The organism is Westiellopsis prolifica IICB1 (genome assembly GCF_004323185.1).
In the GTDB taxonomy this organism is placed as follows: domain Bacteria; phylum Cyanobacteriota; class Cyanobacteriia; order Cyanobacteriales; family Nostocaceae; genus Pelatocladus; species Pelatocladus prolificus_A.
Genome location: NZ_NAPS01000002.1, coordinates 1,326,532 through 1,343,262 on the forward strand (window position 1 = coordinate 1,326,532; position 16,731 = coordinate 1,343,262).

Annotated in this window: 13 protein-coding genes; 9 read left to right on the forward strand and 4 right to left on the reverse strand. The window is 39.8% G+C overall.

Annotated elements, in window-relative coordinates; translation table 11 throughout:
• Positions 1–23 precede the first annotated feature (23 nt).
• Both B4U84_RS20020 and B4U84_RS20025 read right to left on the reverse strand, forming a co-directional pair.
• Positions 24–695 carry an ABC transporter ATP-binding protein gene (locus tag B4U84_RS20020; RefSeq protein WP_017310911.1) on the reverse strand — a complete coding sequence of 224 codons (672 nt, stop codon included), beginning with the start codon at positions 693–695 and terminating at the stop codon, positions 24–26.
• Between the two features lie 16 nt (positions 696–711).
• The gene (locus tag B4U84_RS20025; protein ID WP_044446974.1) at positions 712–984 is read right to left on the reverse strand and encodes a UPF0367 protein family; all 273 of its coding nucleotides are present in this window, start codon (positions 982–984) and stop codon (positions 712–714) included.
• A gap of 379 nt (positions 985–1,363) precedes the next feature.
• On the opposite strand from B4U84_RS20025, the gene psbD reads away from it, so the two are divergent.
• From psbD to B4U84_RS20040, 3 genes are all read left to right on the forward strand, one after another.
• A complete protein-coding gene (psbD, locus tag B4U84_RS20030) occupies positions 1,364–2,419 on the forward strand; it encodes a photosystem II reaction center subunit D2 (RefSeq protein ID WP_131120286.1) in 1,056 nt (351 codons plus the stop codon).
• A gap of 287 nt (positions 2,420–2,706) precedes the next feature.
• Positions 2,707–4,437: a beta-carotene ketolase CrtO gene (gene crtO, locus B4U84_RS20035; RefSeq protein ID WP_269208979.1), complete on the forward strand. Its 1,731-nt coding sequence runs from the start codon at positions 2,707–2,709 to the stop codon at positions 4,435–4,437.
• Positions 4,438–5,049: 612 nt separating this feature from the next.
• The gene (locus B4U84_RS20040) at positions 5,050–6,150 is read left to right on the forward strand and encodes a saccharopine dehydrogenase family protein (protein WP_131120288.1); all 1,101 of its coding nucleotides are present in this window, start codon (positions 5,050–5,052) and stop codon (positions 6,148–6,150) included.
• Positions 6,151–6,447: 297 nt separating this feature from the next.
• On the opposite strand, the gene bcp is transcribed toward B4U84_RS20040, so the two are convergent.
• The gene (gene bcp / locus B4U84_RS20045) at positions 6,448–6,939 is read right to left on the reverse strand and encodes a thioredoxin-dependent thiol peroxidase (protein ID WP_017310915.1); all 492 of its coding nucleotides are present in this window, start codon (positions 6,937–6,939) and stop codon (positions 6,448–6,450) included.
• 165 nt (positions 6,940–7,104) lie between these two features.
• Between bcp and B4U84_RS20050 the strand changes: the two genes are divergently transcribed.
• Positions 7,105–9,510 (forward strand): metallophosphoesterase family protein, encoded by a 2,406-nt coding sequence (locus tag B4U84_RS20050; protein ID WP_131120290.1) that lies wholly within the window; start codon positions 7,105–7,107, stop codon positions 9,508–9,510.
• A 173-nt stretch (positions 9,511–9,683) separates the two neighbouring features.
• On the opposite strand, the gene mnmA is transcribed toward B4U84_RS20050, so the two are convergent.
• Positions 9,684–10,745 carry a tRNA 2-thiouridine(34) synthase MnmA gene (gene mnmA / locus B4U84_RS20055; RefSeq protein WP_131120292.1) on the reverse strand — a complete coding sequence of 354 codons (1,062 nt, stop codon included), beginning with the start codon at positions 10,743–10,745 and terminating at the stop codon, positions 9,684–9,686.
• 397 nt (positions 10,746–11,142) lie between these two features.
• On the opposite strand from mnmA, the gene B4U84_RS20065 reads away from it, so the two are divergent.
• The 5 genes from B4U84_RS20065 (at position 11,143) to B4U84_RS20085 (ending at position 16,590) form a co-directional block, all read left to right on the forward strand.
• Positions 11,143–12,264, forward strand: coding sequence for a Vgb family protein (locus B4U84_RS20065; protein WP_017310918.1), 1,122 nt, complete (start codon positions 11,143–11,145; stop codon positions 12,262–12,264).
• Positions 12,265–12,434: 170 nt separating this feature from the next.
• The gene (locus B4U84_RS20070) at positions 12,435–13,355 is read left to right on the forward strand and encodes a ribonuclease D (RefSeq protein ID WP_131120294.1); all 921 of its coding nucleotides are present in this window, start codon (positions 12,435–12,437) and stop codon (positions 13,353–13,355) included.
• 394 nt (positions 13,356–13,749) lie between these two features.
• Positions 13,750–14,586, forward strand: coding sequence for a tetratricopeptide repeat protein (locus B4U84_RS20075; protein ID WP_131120296.1), 837 nt, complete (start codon positions 13,750–13,752; stop codon positions 14,584–14,586).
• Positions 14,587–14,635: 49 nt separating this feature from the next.
• Complete coding sequence (locus B4U84_RS20080; RefSeq protein WP_044446963.1) at positions 14,636–14,899, forward strand: DUF4212 domain-containing protein; 264 nt, start codon at positions 14,636–14,638, stop codon at positions 14,897–14,899.
• Entirely contained in the window at positions 14,899–16,590 is a 1,692-nt protein-coding gene (locus B4U84_RS20085; protein WP_131120298.1) for a sodium:solute symporter family protein, read from the forward strand. Before B4U84_RS20080 ends, B4U84_RS20085 begins: the two co-directional genes overlap by 1 nt.
• The last annotated feature ends 141 nt before the right edge of the window (positions 16,591–16,731 follow it).

Sequence of the window (16,731 nt, forward strand, 5' to 3'; positions counted from 1 at the left end):
CCCCGATCCCCGATCCCCGATCCCTAATCTGTGTGCAACTGCATCAGACGCTGTTTGAGGCGTTGGGCTTCTCCTTGGTCTATCAAAGAGCCTTGTTCTAGCAAAAAAGCGCCGTCACAGTAATTTAATTCATCTAAGCGATGAGTAACCCATAGGGCTGTGATACCTCTGGTTTTTACTAGTTTGCGGACACTAGCCACCAATTCTAGTTGACTATCTGGGTCGAGTAAGGCAGTGGGTTCATCTAATAGTAAGACTGCACAGTGACGAGCTAAAGCACCAGCGATCGCTACTCGCTGTTTTTGTCCTCCACTCAAAGCATAGATAGGACGTCGTTGCAGTCCTAACAAATTCACTGCTGCTAATGCTTCTTCGACTCTGGTTCTAATGTCAGGTAATGGTAATTTTTCTTCCACTAGCCCAAAGGCGATATCAGCACCAACGGTAGGCATTACTAATTGATGATCAGGATTTTGGAAAACAAAACCCACTGGATGCAAAACCCCAATCTCACCAGATTGGGGTGCTAGTAATCCTGCTAGCAGTCTGAGTAATGTTGATTTACCACTGCCGTTTGTACCTAAGAGCATCCAAAATTCTCCCTTGGGTACTTCAATCGAGCAAGATTTAATTACTTTCTCTCCAGAAGGCCAGCTGAAGTTTAAGTCTTTTACCTTAATACCTAGTTCCGGCATTTTTTAAGTCATCTATTTATTCAGATGCAAGAGCGAAGAAACCAGGTGGTCTACCACTAGCGGTGGTTGCACTGTCTTTCTGTGTTACCTGTACCCCAGAGATTTCAATAGCACGCACGGCAATTTTTTTGTCTGTTTTACCTTCACACTTGAGTTCTACAATCTCAGGCTTACCAGAACTCATTGCTGCCAAAATTAGCTGATAAACAGCTTCTGCATCTTCAACGGTCTTGCGCTGTACCGAAATTGGGAAGGGAGTGTTTCTTACGGTCAAATCGATGGTAAACATTTAGCTTTAATTCATTTAACTTTAGGTCTAATTTTAGCGTTAAGCAAACAAACCCAAAGGAAGCAGATAGAAAAGGGCAGTAAATTAAAGATATGTTTACGTTCATCTATCTATGGTTTAGATTTTTGCATTTATAACCAGAAATATAAATTTAATTGTAATTTTGATTTAATATTTTTATTGACAAAGATTAAGTTAAGTTAAAAAACCCCTGGAAAAATTAGCGAAGAACACTTAATATGATTAGAGACAGTAAAAATTTGTAAACTAGATTGACAACCTAGTTTACATTCTGTATTTAGTCAGCCAAAAAATGGCAGTCTATAATACAGACAGAAAGTTAAAAACCTGTACTTATAAAGTTTGGAGATTTTCTCTAATGACCATCGCAATTGGACGTAGCACTACCAGAGGGTGGTTTGACGTTCTCGACGACTGGTTGAAGCGCGATCGCTTCGTATTCGTAGGATGGTCTGGTTTATTGCTATTCCCCTGTGCATTTTTAGCACTAGGGGGATGGCTAACCGGCACAACCTTCGTCACCAGTTGGTACACCCACGGATTAGCATCTTCTTACTTAGAAGGCTGTAACTTCCTAACAGTAGCAGTATCAACACCTGCGGATGCAATGGGACATTCCCTATTGCTGTTATGGGGACCAGAAGCCCAAGGCGATTTCACCCGTTGGTGTCAATTGGGTGGACTGTGGCCATTCGTAGCGCTGCACGGAGCATTCGGGTTGATCGGCTTTATGCTGCGTCAATTTGAAATCGCTCGGTTAGTAGGGATTCGTCCTTACAACGCGATCGCTTTCTCTGCTCCGATCGCGGTATTCGTGAGCGTGTTCTTGATGTACCCCTTGGGACAGTCTTCTTGGTTCTTTGCACCCAGCTTTGGTGTCGCAGCAATCTTCCGTTTCCTGTTGTTCTTGCAAGGGTTCCACAACTGGACACTCAACCCCTTCCATATGATGGGAGTTGCAGGTGTACTTGGTGGGGCGCTGTTGTGTGCAATTCACGGTGCAACAGTTGAAAACACCCTGTTTGAAGACGGTGAAGGTTCAAACACCTTCCGTGCTTTTAACCCCACCCAAGCAGAAGAAACCTACYCAATGGTGACAGCTAACCGTTTCTGGTCTCAGATTTTCGGTATTGCTTTCTCCAACAAACGCTGGTTGCACTTCTTCATGTTGTTTGTACCAGTCACTGGTCTGTGGATGAGTGCGATCGGTATTGTCGGTTTGGCCTTAAACCTGCGCGCTTACGACTTCGTCTCTCAAGAATTGCGGGCTGCTGAAGACCCCGAATTTGAAACTTTCTATACCAAAAACATTTTGCTGAACGAGGGTATCCGCGCTTGGATGGCTCCTCAAGATCAGCCACACGAGAAATTTGTATTCCCTGAGGAGGTATTACCTCGTGGTAACGCTCTGTAATCTAAACGTGTGTGCATAATTTAAGAATTTACCTCACCCGGTAAGGGTGGGGTTTTCTTTTATCAAGGGTAGGGTGCGTTGTAACGCACCTTACGGTATTTTGTTCAAAATTCAAATAATAATCCTATATAGATTATTGATGGGCGATAAATATCAAAATTTATTTTTTTGTCTATATTTAGTAATCTTTTTTAAGAACTACCAGAATTTATATGTCTATCGATTTTGAGAAAAATATTAATTTCTATGACTGATGATTGATGTACTATTTTTAACGTATTTCTAACATTGAAAAGACATCTATTTCTAAAATTATCACTATGCAAGAGTACGATGTTGTTATTATTGGTGCGGGACACAATGGGCTGGTTTGTGCTGCCTATTTATTAAAAGCGGGGTATAGTGTTCTGTTACTCGAAAAACGTTCTGTTCCGGGAGGTGCAGCAACTACAGAAGAATGCTTACCACAAGAAGCACCAGGATTCAAATTTAATCTATGTGCAATTGACCATGAATTTATTCATCTTGGGCCAGTAGTAGAAGAACTAGAACTAAAAAAATATGGTTTGGAGTATTTAGAATGTGACCCAGTTGTATTTTGTCCTCATCCCGATGGTAAATATTTTTTAGGTCATAAATCTTTAGACAGAACCTGTGCAGAAATTGCCCGTTACAACGAACGTGATGCCAAAAAATATAAAGAATATACTGAATATTGGCAACGGGCAATAGGTGCAATGATTCCGATGTTTAATGCACCGCCAAAGTCAATTCTTGATATTTTGGGTAACTATGATGTTACCAAGATGAAAGATTTATTCTCAGTAATTGGTTCTCCCAATAAAACGCTGGACTTTATTCGTAATATGTTAACCAGCGCTGAGGATATTCTCAATGAGTGGTTTGACGAGGAGTTTCTCAAAGCGCCACTAGCAAGACTTGCTTCTGAACTTGGTGCGCCGCCTTCACAAAAAACCATTGCGATTGGGGCTATTATGATGGCAATGCGTCATAACCCTGGTATGGCAAGACCTCGCGGTGGTACGGGTGCTTTGGTGCAAGCTTTAGTAAACTTGGTCAGAAGTTTAGGTGGTGTTATCCTTACTGATCAGCATGTCAAGAAAGTCTTGATTGATAATGGTTGTGCTGTCGGTGTAGAGGTAGGAAATGGTACAGTATATCGTGCTAAACACGGTGTAATTTCTAATATTGATGCCAAGCGAGTATTTTTACAATTGATGGATGAAAGTGATGTAGATGCTGCTGATGCGGATTTACGAGAAAGATTAGAACGGCGCATTGTTAACAACAATGAAACTATCCTCAAGATTGACTTAGCACTAAACGAACCATTACGGTTTGAACATCACCAACATAAAAATGAATATCTAATTGGTTCTGTGTTAATTGCAGATTCAATTTCCCATGTGGAACAAGCCCATAGTAAATGTACCTTGGGAGAAATTCCTGATTCTGATCCATCAATGTATTTAGTAGTACCAACAATGCTAGATCCATCGATGGCGCCACCAGGTAAACATACTGCATGGATTGAATTTTTTGCTCCCTATCAAATTGCGGGTGCAGAAGGTACTGGTTTAAATGGTACTGGTTGGACAGATGAACTCAAAAATAAAGTTGCAGACAAGGTAATAGACAAGTTAGCAGACTATGCACCAAATGTGAAAAGTGCTACTATTGCCCGTCGTGTCGAAAGTCCAGCAGAATTGGGTGAAAGATTGGGTGCTTACAAGGGGAATTATTACCATGTTGATATGACACTTGATCAAATGGTGTTTTTCCGTCCTTTACCGGAAATAGCAAACTACAAAACACCAATTGAGAATTTATTCTTAACTGGTGCGGGAACTCACCCCGGTGGTTCTATTTCCGGAATGCCGGGACGCAATTGTGCTAGGGTATTTTTACAATCTAAGCATCCAATCGCCCAAACTTTTAAAGATGGCTGGGGTTCAATTAAATCTACAGTTGGATCGGTGTTTGGGATTAATAAGTAAGCGAAAATTGAACAATTGTCGTGAAATAAATTTCCGGCTTATAGCTTTAACCCGTTGTAAACCGGTTAATGTTCTTAATACCATTTCACGTTAATCACGATACACATAAATTTTGTACCAGACGCGATATATCGCGTCTCTACACGGTCTGTATTTGTATGAGATTTTTTGTGAAATGGTATAAGCAATCGGTCTTTAAGCGAATGCGCGCTATCAGCGGGGAAATTTATTTCCGCCCTACTTTTAGGCTTGTTGAGAATGGTGCAAGATATGATACCTCTCATCAATGGTAAATGTGGCGTTGCTGATTTCATGTATGAAAATGATTCTGCGTAATGCCAAAATCTTTGTACCAGACGCGATATATCGCGTCTGGTACATCCGAATTCATACCGCAATTCAACAACGCCATAAATGTTGTCTCGAAAAACCTATAAAATAGTTGGGGTGAGCGGTTAGATTTATTTTTTGCTTCAGTTTTTCTGCCTAAATCACATCTATTCAAAATTCACAAAAATTCTATCTTCTTGCTCATCAATGTCATACCTATTAGTGATGACAATCATAACTAAAAATTGATGTAATAAAGTTGCTGTTGCCAATATCGGAGCAATGACAGATCGGGTTTTAATTCTTGGCGGAAGGGGACGCATCGGTGGTAGTGTTGCTCAAGATCTACTCACTCACACACAAGCAGAAATTATCGTCACTGGACGTACACCTGCACAAACGCAAGTAAACAAATCTTTGCAATACATAGTGTTGGACTTGGCAGAGGTGGAGAAATTGCGCCGAGCGATCGCTTCTGTTAATGTAGTAGTTCACTGTGCTGGCCCGTTTCACTTTCGAGATGCAAACGTGCTAAAAATTTGTATTGAACAGGGTGTTAATTATGTAGATGTGAGCGACCATCGTTCTTTTACTAGTAAAGCCTTACAATATCATGAAGAAGCTATAGCTGCTGGTGTAACAGCTATAATCAATACTGGCATTTTTCCTGGTATTTCTAATAGTATGGTGCGTCATGATGTCGAACAATTTGATGTACCAGAAAAAATACATTTGAGTTATTTAGTATCTGGTTCTGGTGGTGCTGGGATAACTGTAATGCGAACCACATTTCTCGGTTTACAAAATCCTTTTGAAGCGTGGATAGATGGTAAATGGCAAACAGTAAAACCTTATAGTGAAAGAGAAACTGTTGACTTTCTATCTCCCTACGGACGCAGTGGTGTTTACTGGTTTGATATGCCAGAGACTTTTACTTTACCCCATGCTTTTCCAGCAGTCAAAACTGTAATTACTAAATTTGGTTCTGTTCCTGATTTTTATAACCATTTGACTTGGATTGCAGCCCATGTCTTTCCTAAATCATGGATAAAAAACCCTAATGGTGTCGAATTTTTATCTCATGTTAGTCATACAATGACCGATTTTACTGATCAATTTTCTGGTATTGGGGTATCAGTTCGTTCAGAAGTAACTGGACAAAAAAACGATCAACAATCTGTTTATCGCTCTAATTTAACTTATGAAAATACAGCTACTGCTGCTGGTTGTGGCACGGGTAGTATTGTGCAATTTTTATTAGAAGATAAACTTAATAAACCAGGAGTTTGGCCTGTTGAAGAAGCACTCTCAACTGATTTATTTATCCAAGCTATGCAAAGTCGAGAAATTACAATTGATAGTAATTGGGTTGTGAATAAATAGGTTCGTAGTAAGCACTTTAGTCCTTATTTTTTAAGAACTAAAGTGCTTATACCATTTCACGTGAATCGCGATACACATAAATAATGTACCAGACTTGCCATGGCACGTCTGGTACAAAAAAATATGTTTCACTTTTAAAGAAAATTGGTATTAAGCTGATGTGCGCTTAGATTAAATATTCTTGCCTTAGGACTGTCCAGAGTCAAGAGTCCAAAGTCCAAGCTAGTCTTTGACTCTGGACTCTTGACTTTTGAAAACCTGATCCCAAAATATACAATTTAAATGCATAACAGCTTACTACAAACCATTAAATAATTCTTGTAACTTAGCAAGTACAGCCTGAACGTGATTTTTTACTTTTACATTCGACCAAACATAAGCTAAATTACCATCAGGTGCGATCAAAAAAGTTGACCTCACCACACCCATATATTCTTTTCCCATGAATTTTTTAAGTTGCCATACTCCATAAGTTTCACATACCTGATGTTCAGGATCACTTAATAATTGAATGGACAAATTATGTTTTTGAATAAATTTGCAATGAGATTTTTCAGTATCGGGACTAACGCCAACAATTTTAGCATTCAAAGCACTAAATTCATGAGATAAATCAGTAAATTCTTTGGCTTCAGTTGTACAACCTGGTGTATCATCTTTGGGGTAAAAGTACAAAATTAGCCAGCTTGATTGAAAGTCACCCAGACTAACTAAATTACCATCTTGATTCGCAAGAGTGAAATCAGGCGCTTTTTCTCCAGCCTGGGGAAGATTTTTGAGTGGAGTCATTAATTTATATTAAATTCAGCAGAGACAATAGTATCATCTGCTGAACTAAATGCGATCGCAAATTAAAATTTTCCTAAAAATAGCATTTAGTTCTATAAAATATCTTATAAAGATTAACATAATTCACTATTAAATACAAATTGTATAATTAATGGTACAAATTACATGGCATGGACATCATTAAGAGAACGAATTACTCAATTACCACTCGTTCTTGCAGGGCCGATTTTGCGACATACTGCACCCAATTCTGTAACTGTGTGGGTAGCTTTGAAAGAAAGCCGTATTGTTACTCTCAAAATATTGGATACGAATAAAAATGTATTACTAATAGGAAGTAGAGTAACTATTAAATTAGGTATGAATTTATATATAGTTGCTGTTACTACTAGAACAAATGAAAATATACTTCAATATGGTGAAAATTATCTCTACGATTTAGAATTTGGCAACGAAGAAAACATCAGCCATCCAGGTATCTTAAATACTGAAGGTTCGATTACAGAAATTATCTATCCTCCTTATGATTTGCCCAGTTTTGGGCTTGTACCTCATGACTTAAAAGATTTACGTCTTGTTCATGGTTCTTGTCGCAAACCACATGGCGAAAGCTTGGATGCATTCACTGCTTTAGACAAAATGATTAAAGAAGCATTAGTACAAGATCCGCGAAAAAGACCACATCAACTTTTTCTTACAGGCGATCAAATCTATGCAGATGATGTCGCCGATGCTTTACTTTTCATGTTAATAGATGCAGGCGAAACATTATTAGGATGGTCAGAAAAATTACCAGATGTCACAGATATTAAAGAATTACAGGCTGGTCAACGTAATAATTTAGCAACTTACACTGCTGGTTTAACAGCAAGTATTACTAAACTCAACAAAATTGCTAATATTGCCAAAAGTCATTTATTCACATTCAGTGATTTTTGCACCATGTATTTATTTGCTTGGTGTGATGTGTTATGGCCCAAACCTGAAGATTTAGCGACATTTGCTGATGTTAATCAAAATTTACCCGCAGTTGCGAGTAGTGAAAATTTATTTTTAGAAGAAATTGAGGATTTAAAAAACTTTCAGACAACACTCAAAGAAGTTAGACGCACCTTAGCTAATATTCCCACCTATATGATCTTTGACGATCATGAAATTACCGATGATTGGTATTTAAACATGGCGTGGTGCGATCGCGTCCTAAGTAAACCCTTGGGTAGACGTATCCTTCAAAATGGCTTACTTGCGTATGCAATCTGTCAAGCTTGGGGAAATACACCAGACGAATTTATAGACGGTAAACCAGGAGAAGCATTACTCAAAGCTGCTGTTGGCTGGTTTGCTTTCCAGGGACAAAACCCAAAATACGAAGAGGAAATTATTCGCCGAATTGGTTTACCATCGCTTGCAGATATTAAAAATAGTCATCCCAAACAAATACCCCACACAGATGATTCTTTCAAATGGCATTACACTGTTAGAGGGCCGGAATATGAAGTCATAGTACTTGATACTCGTACTTGGCGAGCATTTCCAGGTAAAGATTTTGATTTTCCAGCACTGTTAAGTCAAGAAGCTTATGATCAGCAAATAACAAAAGTAGCTCATCATAAAAATGCTAAGGTGACTTTTGTCATTTCACCAGGGCCTGTTGTTGGTGTACCTTTTTTAGAAACAATTCAAAAGACAGCTAAAGCTTTTGCTGAAAAATTTGGTAGTGCAGCTTGGGGTTTTGATCCCGAAGCTTGGGGTTTAGAAACAACAGCATTTGAAAGATTTATCACTCGTTTAGCATTACGAGGATTATCAGCAAAACAAAGTCGTGTAATTATCTTATCTGGTGATGTCCACTATAGTTTTGCATCTTGCCTGAAATATACAGCCATCCGTCCCTTTGAAAATTCAGAAAATATCGAAACTGAACTGATTTCAATTCAATTTACTAGTAGTTCATTTAAGAATGAAGTTAGTGGTCAAGGTGGAAGTCATTCATTACATAAAAAAGGTTTTCTTCCCATTGAAAAAATCAACTATTTGCCCAAAGCAGAAATTTTAGGGTGGGAAAATCAAGATGAACAAGAATTAGAAATTGGGGTGATGCATGTTTATGTTGATCACGTACCGCAATGCATTCCTTGGACTATTAAAACTAATCCTGCCACAATAGATTTAGTTAAAGAACGGGGTTGGCATAAAGAAGTACAAGTTATAAAAAAACCAGAATGGCGGTATACAATTAATTTTGTTTTAGGTAAAGATGAAAAAGTACGTGAACCGGAAGATAATAATTTAGTCCAACCCCAATCTATAACTGCTCCCCTACCAGGACAAGACCGCAAACTACCTTTAGAAAAATATTTAGCTATGGCTAAAAACCATCGTGATTATTTGGGTAAATGGGGTGCTGGAAAAGCGGTTGTGGGAGTAAATAATATCGGCGAAATCACTTTTGAAGTAGTAGATGGTAAACAAATAGCTGTGCAAACTCTCTGGTGGCGATTAGAGAGTTTACACAAAGGTGAGTTGCTAGAACCTTTTCCGTTAACCAGGTATGAAGTACCTCTAGAGTGAAAATCCAGCCCTTTCAAAGTGTAAATCTAGAAAATGAAAATTTCTTAGTGTCTACCCTGCGGGAAACCGCTACCGCGTCTATGTGTCTTGGTGTTTCAACAATTATTTTTTCACCACAAACAACTTTGTAGGGTGCGTTGCGCTGCGCGACAACACACCCTACAAAACGTCAATTAGGAGTCGCTAAACTGTTCAATGATTCCCCCACCCAAAACTTTTTCTCCTTCGTACCAAACTGCTGCTTGTCCAGGTGTGATGCTGAACTGGGGTTCATCGAAGACGATGCGTACGCGGGAGTTTTCCAAGGGAATTACTGTTACTGGTACGGGGTGAGAACGATAGCGGACTTGGACTTCCGCACGAATCGGATTTGCAGGTTCAGCAATGGAAACCCAATTTACCCGATTGACAGTGCATTCTGGTTGAGTTGCAAGAGTGCGATCGCCTACTATAACTTTATTGTTAACTGCATCGAGTGCAATTACATACAACGGTTCCGCAGCCGCAATTCCCAAGCCCTTACGTTGTCCAATTGTGTAATGATGGACACCATCATGCTGTCCTAGCACCTTACCATCCATATCAACGATTTCGCCTTGTTTGGGTGCAAGATACTTATCCAGGAATGCTCGCATTGAGCCATTTGCTTCTACCAAACATAGATCCTGACTTTCCGGCTTGTCCGCTGTTTTGAGATTGTATTCACTGGCGATGTGGCGAGTTTCGCTTTTTTGCATTTCTCCTAGAGGAAATACTGAACCGCTTAGTAAATCTTGCGACAAATCATAAAGAAAATAAGTTTGGTCTTTATTGCGGTCAATTGCCCGCAGGAGTTCGTAACGTCGCGTAGCTTCCTTATAATTAATCCGCGCATAATGACCCGTAGCAATGCGATCGCATCCCAAGGTTTCGCGGGCATAATGTAACATCGGGCCGAATTTCACTGTTTTATTGCACTGTGAACAAGGTAGAGGCGTAATACCGCTACTGTATCCAGTTACTAGGTAATCGACAATATTTGTCTGAAAAACATCCCGTATATCAACAACGTGATGGGGAACACCCAGCTGTTCACAGATAGAAGCCGCATCTACCATACCTTCAGAGCAACATTGACCCTTTCCTTTCATCAGCCAAAGGGTCAGACCAATTACTTCATAGCCCTGATTATGTAAAATTGCGGCGGCGGTAGAACTATCAACACCGCCCGAAAGTCCTACTACGACTTTTTTCATCTCGGTAAAAATTGCTAGGCTGTTCCTTCTAAACTAACACTATAGCAATCCTAAATCATTCACTCCAGACAAATCATCATTGGCAGGGCAAAGGAATTGGATATGCACTGGTGCGAGATGGTGTCCTTCGCACCTTACAAGCATCTGCAATTGTAGGGATTAGAGCTATCCTTGTCCATGCCATAAACGAGGAAGCAAAGCAATTTGATGAACACTATTGCAGATGGAAAAGCTGCTTTAGGTATTGTCGAATAATTATATTTGGTGGGCAGACAAGGTTGAAGAATGAACCACCAAGACACCTTGTTAAAAAAGTGTAACAACATCCTCATATAAACACGGCATTTGTAGGATAATTTACAGCTAGCGAATATACTGTTTTAAAAATTACTTCAAAATGATCAAAGCTTCTATCCTTCCGGCTTCAGTACTTTTGGGTAGTCTCAGTTTCCTATGTATAAATGCACGTCAGGCAGATGCAGAACTGTTAATTGGAAATAGTGAGAGCAATAGTATTATTATTTTTGACGAACAGACTGGAATTTTTAAGGGTAACTTTACAACACCTGGTAGCGGTGGGCTACGCGCTCCAGATGATTTGACCTTCGGCCCAGATGGCAATCTCTACGTTAGCAGTGGCGGAAACTCCAGTCTCAACCTTTTTGATCCCTCCTATCCCAAAGACTCTGCGGTTCTGCGCTATAGCCGTAAAGGGAAATTCTTAGGTGTAGCTGCATCTGGCCATGGATTAACACGTCCCTATGGTAATGCATTTGGTCCAGATGGCAATCTTTATGTTAGTAGTTTTCGTACTAACCAAATATTACGATTCAACGGCAAAACAGGAAAATTCTTGGGTGTTTTTGCCTCAGATAACAATAATGGTCTAGGCTCACCAAACGGGTTGAATGGCCCTAATGGTCTATTGTTTGGCTCGGACTGTAGCCTTTATGTTACTACAGAAGGTACGGTAAATGACGCTTCTGGCAACCTCGTTTTTGCCTACGAAAGCCAGGTGTTACGGTACAGCCCAGAACAGGTAGCTGGTAAAGAGCCAACCACAACCCCCACTGTTTTCATTCCGCAACCGCCCCCACTACCAGAAAGTTTAGGGTTTGTCAGTTTTCTGGGATTAGTCGAAGCACCTAACAATGACATCTTAGTTAGTGACTTTGCAGGTGGTATCAGGCGTTATAACTCGTCGGGTATATTGCTGAGTACAATATCGACCAATTATACAAATACTATTCCTAGTAACAATTTTATTGGCAGCTTAACTTTCGGGTCTGGTGATTCTAGCAATAACCTCTATACAGTTGGGTTTGACTTTGAAAATCAAAACATTGGTTCAGTCTTAGCTTATCAAGATGCTCTAGGAAGCTCTACTAATTTCAGTGGTAATTTATTTACTAGTAATAGTTTAGTACGTTCTATCGGCATTACTGCTGTACCCGTACCACATATGGAAGATTCCAATTCCAAATCCCGTCAAAAGTGCAAAATCAAGAATAATTATTAATAGAAGAATTTGGACGGGGAATAAATTTTCCTACGGGTTTCTCTCCATAGATAGAATTTAGGGGCTTACGCCCTCAGATGTTTGGTCAACAGTTATCAATCAGCCTGTGTTGATCTGAGAGTAACGATACACTTGTAAAACATTCTTTAATTTTTAGATGCTTCCTCAACATGCCTTATCTGACATCGGCTAGTGCTATTCGTTCTCAGATTGCTGAATTTGCTCAAAGCTCAACTTTGTGGATAGATACGGAAGTAGCTGATTATAAAAGTAATCATCCCAGATTGTCGCTGATTCAGGTACTAGATGAGGCAACAGATATGAGTGGCGATCGCATTTATCTTTTAGATGTATTAGACTCACCAGATATTGTCGCTGATTTCATTAGTCAAATCATGACGAATTCTGCAATCGAAAAAGTCTTTCACAATGCCAGCTATGATTTAAAATTTTTGGGAAATAAAAAAGCCAAAAATGTCACTTGTACCCTAGAAATGGCAAAGAAAATTCCTTATTATATCCTGCCATTACCTAACTATCAATTGAAAACTCTTGCTGCCAAACTATGCAAATTTCTATATATTAGCAAACAAGAACAAACCAGCGACTGGGGACAGCGACCTTTAAATGAAGCACAAATAGAATATGCTTACCTAGACTGTATTTATCTCGCTCAAGTGCATTCACGCTTAATAGAATTAACCCAAAAAAGTAACCCTGAACCGCAAACAGAAGACTTAAGCGAACTCGCAAAAAAGTATCAAGAAGTTGAACAAAATTGGAAAATAGTCAAATCAGAATACGAGCATTTACAAGAGCGCATCAAAAAAGCTATGCAAGCTCAAAATTTATCTGAAACTTCCGATTTAAAGTTAAATAGTTCTGAACGCACAACGATAAAAGTGGCATTAACAGAATTAGTCAAATTAATCCAAACCAAAGGTATTGAACTAGATTTACCAATTACATTGACACAGAAAATGCAAAAAGATTTGGGCGAAAATCTGGAACAATTATCCGTAGAGATAGAGAAAACACAAACTTGGCGTCTAAGCACTAAAACTGAAGAAGATAGTAGTCAGGATCAGTAAATCCTGCAATATGATAATTTCGTTAAGATTGTTATATAGCAATCCTCGCAGAGCTAAGATCCCCGACTTCTTAGAGAAGTCGGGGATCTTATCTCTCAGGAATGATTTAGGAATGCTATACCAATTCTCCTCAAAGATTAGAACTGACGCAAAATCTCTCTGCAAGAATCTTTCCTTTGTGGTTCATTTTTTAATCTAATAAGACTGCTATATAAACCGCAAGCACATAAAGCCCAAAAATAAAAGAGATTAGAAGATATTTTTACACATAATTTAGCATTGCTTGATTAATTAGATGTTTGTGAGCTTTTATTGTTAAATAGAGAAAATAGTGGGACATTAATAAAACAGATTAGCACAATTTTTAGGAACATCTACTTATTTAGAATGACTTATGAAATTGTGGTTAGAGGAGCAAAAATTGACAACAATAACAGTTAGCATCGCTACACTTATAACATTTATAGTCTTTGCAACTGTTTCTTGTGCGAGGAGTAATGAGGTATTGGTAACAGAAATTGGTGTTAGTCCTCCCAAGACTCCAGCATCAAAACCATCAAAAGCAGGAGACTTCTATACTCAGGGTCAGTATAGACATATCAAAGGCGATGCTCAAGGTGCGATCGCAGCTTACACTGAAGCCATCAAGCTTAATCCTAAATATGCTGAAGCTTATAATGGGCGCGGACTTGTTCACTTTGATCTGGATGATAAGCAAAAGGCGATCGCAGATTACAACGAAGCTATTCGCTTGTTTCTCAACTATGCCGAAGCCTACAATAACCGAGGTAACGCCCGCGCTGCAACGGGAGATATCAACGCAGCAATCCTAGATTATAACGAAGCCATTCGTATTGCTCCCAATTATGCCGAAGCTTACAATAACAGAGGTAACGCCTACGCTGCATTGGGCAAAAGAAACGAAGCGATCGCAGATTACGATCAAGCTATTCGCCTCAATCCTAAATATGCTATTGCCTACAATAACCGAGGTAACGCCCGTTCCGCCCAAGGTGATAACCAAAGAGCGATTAATGATTTCGACCAAGCTATTCGCTTAAATCCCAACTTTGCGGCCGCTTACAATAATCGTGGGAATACTCGCGCGGTGCTTGGAGACAAACAAGGAGCAATTTCTGACCTCAAACAAGCAGCAAATATTTTTCAAAAACAAAAGAATACGGATTTATATCAACAAGTTATGCAAAATATCAACAATCTTCAGCGTTAGTCCAGTTGTGTAGAATAATGATTTCCTAAGCGTTTAACAAATCATTATTATGAATCAAAATAAGCGTCAGGCTTACTGGCGTGCAAACACGGCTTTGATTAGAAATCTTCTCCTTGTTTGGGCATTTGTATCAATTGGTTGCAGCATTTTACTTGTACAACCATTGAACAATTTACGTATAGGTGGTTTACCTGTCGGCTTTTGGATGGCACAGCAAGGTTCAATTTTTGTTTTTGTGGTGTTAATTTTTGTCTACGCTGTGCAGATGGATAGACTTGATCGCCAATACGGTATCAAAAGGAGAGACAAATAATGTCAGTTGAAGCTTGGACTACTTTATTTGTTATCCTTTCTTTTATTCTATATCTCTACATCGGTTGGCGAACCCGCGTTCAAGATAGTAAAGGCTTTTTCGTCGCCGATCACGGTGTTCCCTCCCTCGCTAATGGTGCAGCAACTGCGGCTGATTGGATGTCAGCCGCTTCGTTTATTTCCATGGCGGGGTTAATCTCTTTTTTGGGTTACGATGGTTCAATTTACTTGATGGGTTGGACTGGCGGTTATGTCTTGTTGGCTTTGCTACTAGCCCCATATCTGCGGAAGTTTGGTAAATATACAGTTCCTGATTTTGTTGGCGATCGCTATTACTCTAACATCGCCCGTGTAGTTGCAGTCATCGCTGCAATTTTTGTCTCGATGACTTACGTCGCTGGACAAATGCGCGGTGTAGGGATTGTATTTAGCCGCTTTTTGCAGGTAGACATCAGTACTGGTGTTGTGATTGGGATGGTCATCGTCGGCTTTTTCTCAGTTTTGGGAGGTATGAAAGGTATCACCTGGACTCAGGTAGCCCAATACTGTGTATTAATCGTTGCTTACTTAATTCCGGCTATTGCGATCTCTTTACTGCTGACGAAAAACCCCATCCCACAATTGGCGTTTATCTTTAGTGATATTGTCCCGAAACTGAACCAAATCCAAGTTGACCTTGGTTTCCAAGAATATACGAAACCCTTCGTAAATAAGTCAATGTTGGATGTCTTATTTACTACTGTTGCTTTGATGGTCGGAACGGCGGGATTGCCTCATGTAATAGTCAGATTTTATACAGTGCCTGATGTGCGGTCAGCACGTTATTCTGCGGGTTGGGCGTTGTTAATGATTGCCTTGCTGTATACAACAGCACCTGCTTTGTCAACTTTTGCCCGCTATAACCTGATTGATAGTCTACACAACAAAACAATTGAGCAAATCCATCAGTTTGATTGGGCGAAAAAGTGGGAGAATACCAAACTACTCACCTTTAAAGACAACAATAATAATGGGCTAATTGAATTAACACCAGATAAAAAAACCAGTGAGATTACCATTGACCCAGATATTATCGTGCTTTCCACGCCAGAAGTGGCAAAATTAGCACCTTGGGTAATTGCTTTGGTTGCAGTTGGTGGTTTAGCGGCGGCTTTATCGACAGCATCGGGATTATTATTAGTAATTTCCAGTGCGATCGCTCATGATATTTATTACCGGATGATCAATCCTGGAGCTTCTGAATCTCGGCGAGTCATGGTAGGTAGAGTCATGGTTGGCTTTGCGATCGCCATTGCTGGTTATTTTGGCGTTAACCCACCTGGTTTTGTGGCTCAAGTAGTAGCCTTTGCTTTTGGTTTAGCTGCGGCGAGCTTTTTCCCCATCATTATTTTAGGAGTATTTGACAAACGGACAAACCGAGAAGGAGCGATCGCCGGTATGGTGGTCGGCTTGTGCTTCACTATCTTTTATATAGTCGGGGTGAAATTCTACGGAATGCAACCTTGGTTCTTCGGAGTCTCTGCTGAAGGAATTGGAACTCTTGGTATGTTAATCAATTTTGTCGTTACTTGGAGCGTTTCTCGACTCACACCACCTCCACCACTAGAAGTCCAAGAAATGGTCGAGGTATTGAGAACCCCCGGTGATGAACCACCAGCAATTGCAGAACTCGATGAAGATCACCTTGATTGAGAGTAGTTGTTCAAAGGGAAAAGGGAACGGGGAACGGGGAAAGGGAAGCAGGGAGCAGGGAGCAGGGGACGTGGTAAGAAACTTGTTAAATAATTCCCCCTTGTCCTCCTTGTCTCCTTTGTCCCCCAATCCCCAATCCCC